This window comes from Streptococcus sp. k-402, assembly GCF_013277515.1.
Lineage (GTDB): Bacteria > Bacillota > Bacilli > Lactobacillales > Streptococcaceae > Streptococcus.
In genome coordinates this window covers 308724-316460 of sequence record NZ_VMNB01000003.1, presented here as the reverse complement: position 1 = coordinate 316460, position 7737 = coordinate 308724, and the positions used below count along the sequence as shown (strand labels likewise).

The 7737-nt window shown below is 44.7% G+C and carries 2 protein-coding genes; both read right to left on the bottom strand.

The window, feature by feature from the left end; all coding sequences use genetic code 11:
* Positions 1 to 94: 94 nt before the first annotated feature.
* Positions 95 to 3772: a DNA-directed RNA polymerase subunit beta' gene (gene rpoC, locus HT724_RS02595; RefSeq protein WP_173276163.1), complete on the bottom strand. Its 3678-nt coding sequence runs from the start codon at positions 3770 to 3772 to the stop codon at positions 95 to 97.
* A gap of 38 nt (positions 3773 to 3810) precedes the next feature.
* Complete coding sequence (rpoB, locus tag HT724_RS02590) at positions 3811 to 7416, bottom strand: DNA-directed RNA polymerase subunit beta (RefSeq protein WP_173276162.1); 3606 nt, start codon at positions 7414 to 7416, stop codon at positions 3811 to 3813.
* Positions 7417 to 7737 lie beyond the last annotated feature (321 nt).

Here is a 7737-nt window from a genome sequence, read left to right as displayed (position 1 = left end):
TTTCATTGAGTATTATTTTACCACATTTCATGGAAAAATGGAGAAAGTTTTCAGAAAAGAGAATGAGAGAACCCGAAGGTTCTCTCATTCTCTTTTATTCTACTGTTTCTTCCACAGTTTCAACGGCAGTATCCACAACTACTTCTGTTGTTTCTTCATTTCCTTCTTCCTCTACTGGAGGATTAAGGTATTCTTCTTCGTTGATAGCATGTGGTTCAAGGTTACGGTAACGGGCCATACCAGTACCTGCTGGGATAATCTTACCGATGATAACATTTTCCTTAAGTCCAAGGAGATGGTCTTTCTTACCACGGATAGCTGCGTCAGTAAGGACACGAGTTGTTTCCTGGAAGGAAGCCGCTGACAAGAAACTATTCGTTTCAAGTGAGGCTTTGGTAATTCCCATAAGGACTGGTCGACCAGTCGCTGGAACTCCACCTGCGATAAGAACATCTTTGTTAGCATCTGTAAAGTCATTGATATCCATAAGGGTACCCATGAGAAGGTCTGTATCTCCTGGATCCATGACACGGACTTTACGGATCATTTGACGAACCATTACCTCGATGTGTTTGTCACCGATTTCTACCCCTTGGCTACGGTAAACTTTTTGTACTTCACCGAGAAGGTAAGTTTCAACTGACAAGACATCGCGAACAGCAAGGAGACGTTTTGGTTGGATAGAACCTTCTGTAAGAGCAGCACCACGCGCTACTTGGTCTCCAACTTCGACACGCATACGAGCGGTAAATGGAACGACATATTCACCTTCGCCAGTTTCACCCTTAACAAAGACTTTCTTGGTACGAGTTGATGCATCTTCTTCGATAGCGGTAACTTGTCCTTTAACCTCTGTGATAACCGCTTCCCCTTTAGGATTGCGGGCTTCAAAGATTTCTTGGACACGAGGAAGACCCTGAGTGATATCGGTATTTGAGGCAACCCCACCCGTGTGGAAGGTACGCATTGTAAGCTGTGTACCAGGTTCCCCGATAGATTGGGCAGCGATTGTACCAACTGCTTCACCAACTTCAACTGCATCACCAGTCGCCAAGTTGATACCGTAACAGTGACGGCAGACACCATGACGAGTGTTACATGTAAATACAGAGCGGATAGTCACTTCTTCCACACCAGCATTGACAATTTCACGCGCCTTGTCTTCTGTAATCAATTCATTTGGACCAATGATAACTGCACCAGTTTCTGGATGTTTAACAGTTTTCTTAGTGTAACGACCATTGAGACGCTCTTCGAGAGACTCGATCATCTCTTTTCCTTCTGCGATAGAACGGATCAAGAGACCACGGTCAGTTCCACAGTCGTCCTCACGGATGATAACGTCTTGGGCAACGTCAACCAAACGACGAGTCAAGTAACCTGAGTCGGCTGTCTTAAGGGCCGTATCGGTCATACCTTTACGGGCACCGTGAGTTGAGAAGAACATTTCGAGTACCGACAAACCTTCGCGGAAGTTTGAAAGGATTGGCAATTCCATGATACGTCCGTTCGGAGCAGCCATCAGACCACGCATACCGGCAAGCTGTGAGAAGTTTGAGATATTACCACGGGCTCCTGAGTCCATCATCATAACGATTGGGTTCTTAGGATCTTGGTTGGCAATCAAACGTTTCTCTAGTTTTTCACGGGCAGCACGCCATTCAGCTGTAACAGCATTGTAACGCTCGTCGTCTGTGATCATACCACGACGGAATTGTTTTGTGATTTGTTCTACACGTTTGTGTGATTCTTCAATGATTTCAGCCTTGTCATCAACGACTGGGATATCTGCAATACCCACTGTCAATCCTGCAAGAGTTGAGTGGTGGTAACCGAGGTTCTTCATACGGTCAAGTAGGGCAGAAGTTTCTGTCGTACGGAAACGTTTGAAGATTTCAGCGATGATATTTCCAAGATTTTTCTTCTTGAATGGAGGGTTAAGTTCAAGATTGCTGATAGCTTCCTTGATATCTCCACCAAGTGGCAAGAAGTATTTAGCTGAAACACCTTCTGTCAAGTTAGCATTATTTGGTTCTTGCAAGTATGGTAGACCCTCTGGCATGATGTCGTTGAAGAGGATTTTACCAACCGTTGTAAGCAAGACCTTGTGTTTTTGCTCTTCTGTCCAAGGCTTGTTGAGGCTATCTGTTGCGATACCAACACGTGAGTGGAGGTGAACATAACCATTGCGGTAAGCCATAACCGCTTCGTCACGGTCCTTGAAGACCATTCCTTCACCTTCACGACCAGCTTCTTCCATGGTCAAGTAGTAGTTACCCAAAACCATGTCCTGAGATGGAGTAACAACCGGTTTCCCATCTTTCGGGTTCAAGATGTGCTCAGCAGCCAACATCAAGATACGAGCTTCTGCTTGGGCTTCTTCTGAAAGCGGTACGTGGATGGCCATTTGGTCCCCGTCAAAGTCAGCATTGTAGGCTTCACAGACAAGTGGGTGCAAGCGAAGGGCCTTACCATCAATCAAGACTGGCTCGAAGGCTTGGATACCCAAACGGTGAAGGGTAGGTGCGCGGTTCAAAAGTACTGGGTGTTCTTTGATCACTTCTTCAAGGATATCCCAGATGCGTTCGTCTCCACGTTCCACCAAGCGTTTAGCTGCTTTAACGTTTTGCACGATATCACGCGCAACGATTTCACGCATCACGAATGGTTTAAAGAGCTCGATCGCCATTTCACGTGGCACACCACATTGGTACATCTTAAGCGTTGGACCAACGGCGATAACGGAACGTCCTGAGAAGTCAACACGTTTACCGAGCAAGTTTTGACGGAAGCGTCCTTGTTTACCTTTAAGCATGTGGCTCAATGATTTCAGTGGACGGCTACCTGGTCCTGTGATTGGACGACCACGACGACCATTGTCAATCAAAGCGTCAACCGCTTCTTGAAGCATACGCTTCTCATTTTGAACGATGATACCTGGTGCATTCAACTCAAGCAAGCGAGCCAAACGGTTGTTACGGTTGATAACACGGCGGTAAAGGTCGTTCAAGTCAGATGAGGCAAAACGGCCACCATCCAACTGCAACATTGGACGAAGATCTGGTGGAATAACTGGAAGGATGTTGAGAATCATCCATTCAGGTTTGTTTCCAGACTTGTAAAAGGCATCCAAAACATCCAAACGACGGATGGCTTTGACACGTTTTTGTCCAGTTGCTGTTTTCAACTCTTCTTTGAGTTCAGCAATTTCTTTTTCAAGATCTACTTGTTTCAAAAGGTCTTGGATGGCTTCGGCACCCATTTTGGCAACGAATGATCCATAACCATACTCACGCAAGCGCTCACGGTATTCGCGCTCTGTCATGATAGACTTGTGCTCAAGTGGTGTGTCCTTAGGATCAATCACCACATAAGCCGCAAAGTAGATAACTTCCTCGAGGGCACGAGGGCTCATATCAAGGGTCAAGCCCATACGGCTTGGAATTCCCTTGAAGTACCAGATGTGAGATACAGGAGCTTTCAACTCGATATGTCCCATACGCTCACGACGAACTTTTGTACGCGTTACTTCAACCCCACAACGGTCACAAACAATCCCTCTGTAACGAATGCGTTTGTACTTACCACAAGCACATTCCCAGTCTTTTGTAGGACCAAAGATAACTTCATCAAAGAGTCCTTCACGTTCTGGTTTCAAGGTACGGTAATTGATTGTTTCAGGTTTTTTGACTTCTCCATAAGACCATGAACGGACTTTACTTGGAGAAGCTAGGGTGATTTGCATACTTTTAAAACGATTTACATCAACCACTATTTCTTCCCTTTCTATTCTAAGTGAACTGCTTATTCTTATTCAGCAGCTTCTTCTGTTGCTTCCGCTTTTGTTGCTTTCTCTGCTTCTTCAGCTTCAAAGGCTGCTTTAGCCTCTTGGGCTGCTTTTTCGCGGGCTTTTTCAAGGTCATCTACGTGGATGACATCTTCGTCCATTCCTTCATCCAAGTCGCGAAGTTCCACTTCTTGGTCATCTTCGTCTAGGACACGCATGTCAAGACCAAGAGATTGTAATTCTTTGACAAGAACTCGGAAGGATTCTGGAACACCTGGTTTTGGAATTGGTTTTCCTTTTGTAATGGCTTCATAAGCTTTCAAACGTCCGTTGATATCGTCAGACTTGTAAGTCAAGATTTCTTGAAGGACATTTGATGCACCATAGGCTTCAAGAGCCCAAACCTCCATCTCACCGAAACGTTGTCCACCAAACTGAGCTTTACCTCCAAGTGGTTGTTGGGTAACAGTTGAGTAAGGTCCGACAGAACGCGCATGCAATTTATCGTCAACCATGTGGTGGAGTTTGATCATGTACATGACTCCGACAGAAACACGGTTATCAAACGGTTCCCCAGTACGTCCATCGTAAAGGATTGTTTTGGCATCGCTATCCATACCAGCTTCTTTAACAGTTGACCAAAGGTCTTCAGAACTTGCTCCGTCAAAGACTGGTGTTGCGATGTGAATACCAAGAGTACGAGCAGCCATACCAAGGTGAAGCTCCATAACCTGACCGATATTCATACGTGATGGCACCCCAAGTGGGTTCAACATGATATCGACTGGAGTTCCATCTGGAAGGTAAGGCATGTCTTCTACAGGAACGATACGAGAGACAACCCCTTTATTTCCGTGACGTCCGGCCATCTTATCTCCGACCTTGATCTTACGTTTTTGAGCGATGTAGACGCGAACCAGCATGTTAACACCTGATTGCAACTCATCTCCATTGGCACGTGTAAAGATTTTAACATCACGAACGACACCATCGGCACCGTGTGGTACACGAAGAGAAGTGTCGCGCACTTCACGAGACTTGTCTCCGAAGATAGCGTGCAAGAGACGTTCTTCAGCTGAAAGGTCTTTCTCACCCTTAGGTGTTACTTTACCTACAAGGATATCACCTTCTTTAACCTCAGCACCGATACGGATAATACCCATTTCGTCAAGGTCTTTAAGGGCATCTTCCCCAACGTTTGGAATTTCGCGAGTGATTTCTTCAGGCCCAAGCTTTGTATCGCGTGTTTCTGATTCGTATTCTTCAAGGTGGACAGATGTGTAGACATCGTCCTTCACCAAGCGTTCGCTCATGATAACGGCATCCTCGAAGTTGTAACCTTCCCAAGTCATGTAGGCAACGATTGGGTTTTGTCCAAGCGCCATTTCTCCATTTTCCATAGAAGGCCCATCAGCGATGAAATCGCCTTTTTCAACGACATCGCCAACTCGAACAAGAGTACGTTGGTTATAAGCAGTACCGGAGTTTGAACGACGGAATTTTTGGATGTGGTAAACATCAAGGGAACCATCTTCACGACGAACTTCTACCTTGTCAGCATCCGCATAAGTAACCTTACCGCCATGTTGTGCAATAACCGCAGCTCCAGAGTCGTGGGCTGCTTGGTATTCCATACCAGTACCAACGTAAGGTGCTTGAGGATTGATCAATGGCACAGCCTGACGTTGCATGTTGGCTCCCATGAGGGCACGGTTGGAGTCATCGTTTTCCAAGAAAGGAATACATGCTGTCGCAACGGCAACTACCTGTTTTGGTGAAACGTCCATGTAGTCAACAATATTAGCTGGATACTCTTGGTTGACCCCTTGGTGACGTCCCATGACAATCTTCTCAGCAAAGGTTCCATCTTCATTCAGACGAGAATTAGCCTGTGCTACAGTAAATTCATCTTCTTCATCGGCTGTCAGCCAAACGATTTCGTTCGTGACAACACCTGTTTCACGGTCAACCTTACGGTATGGTGTTTGAACAAAACCATACTTGTTCAAATGTCCGTAAGATGACAAGTTATTGATCAAACCGATGTTAGGTCCTTCAGGTGTCTCGATTGGACACATACGACCATAGTGAGTATAATGCACGTCACGTACTTCATATCCAGCACGGTCACGTGTCAAACCACCAGGTCCTAAGGCTGACAAACGGCGTTTGTGAGACAACTCAGAAAGTGGGTTGTGTTGGTCCATGAACTGTGACAACTGTGATGAACCAAAGAATTCTTTAACCGCAGCTGTTACAGGACGGATATTGATAATTTGTTGTGGTGTCAAGACTTCGTTGTCTTGAACAGACATACGTTCACGGACATTACGTTCCATACGAGAAAGTCCAAGGCGTACTTGGTTGGCAAGCAATTCACCAACCGCACGGATACGACGGTTCCCAAGGTGGTCGATGTCATCTACACGGCCAAGTCCTTCAGCCAAGTTGAGGAAGTAGCTCATTTCAGCAAGGATATCTGCAGGCGTTACGATACGAACCTTGTCATCTGGATTTGCATTACCAATGATGGTTACGACGCGGTCTGGATCAGTTGGTGCAACAACCTTGAATTTTTGAAGAACAACTGGCTCAGTCACAACGGCTGCATCATTTGGAATGTAAACAATCTTGTTCAAATCACCATCCAAATGGCTCTCAATACTTTCAATCACGCTACGAGTCATGATTGTACCAGCTTCTACCAAGATTTCTCCTGTTTCAGGGTCTACCAATGGCTCAGCAATGGTTTGGTTGAGCAAACGTGTTTTAACATTGAGTTTTTTATTGATTTTGTAACGACCAACTGCTGCCAAGTCATAGCGACGTGGGTCAAAGAAGCGAGCTACAAGCAAGCTACGTGAGCTTTCAGCAGTCTTAGGTTCACCTGGACGAAGACGTTCGTAAATTTCTTTCAAGGCTTCGTCAGTACGAGAGTCCATTGGGTTCTTGTGGATATCTTTTTCAACAGTGTTGCGAACCAATTCGCTATCACCAAAGATATCAAAGATTTCATCATCACCTGAGAAACCAAGCGCACGAACCAATGTCGTAAATGGAATCTTACGAGTACGGTCGATACGAGTGTAGGCGATATCTTTTGAGTCACTTTCAAGTTCCAACCAAGCTCCACGGTTAGGGATAACAGTTGAACCGTAGCCCACTTTACCGTTCTTATCTACTTTGTCATTAAAGTAAACACCTGGCGAGCGGACCAACTGAGAAACGATAATACGTTCACCACCATTGATGATGAAGGTACCCATTTCTGTCATGATTGGGAAATCACCAAAGAAAACTTCTTGGGTCTTGATTTCGCCTGTTTCTTTATTGATCAAGCGGAAGGTTACAAAAATTGGTGCTGAGTAGCTAGCATCATGGATACGAGCTTCTTCTAGCGTGTATTTTGGTTCCTTGATTTCATATCCAACAAATTCCAACTCCATTGTGTCTGTGAAGTTTGAAATTGGCAATACATCTTCAAACACTTCCTTAAGACCGTGGTCTAGGAAATCTTTGAATGAGTCAGTTTGAATTTCAATCAAATTTGGTAAGTCAAGAACTTCTTTGATTCTTGAAAAACTACGACGGGTACGATGTTTCCCGTATTGAACGTCATGTCCTGCCAAGATGATTCTCCTTTGTAAATAAGTTCCAAGCCTTGTCAATCAGGCTTTTCTAATCGTCATATGGTTTTAAAAACCCCTATCACCGTGTCCTCTTGATGAATTTTCAGAATCTTTAAATCTTTGTTACAAGCACTCAAAATCCTGAAAAAAAGCACAAAAAGAGCAGCTAAATCTGACTTTTTCAGAAGATTTAACTGCTGTGAGCCTTGTCTGGACAATATTTCAGACAAAACCTACGACAAATGATTACTCATATTATACCCTATTTAGCTAGATTTTTCAAGGGATTCAGTAGGTTTTTGGTAATTTTTTTCGTAGGTA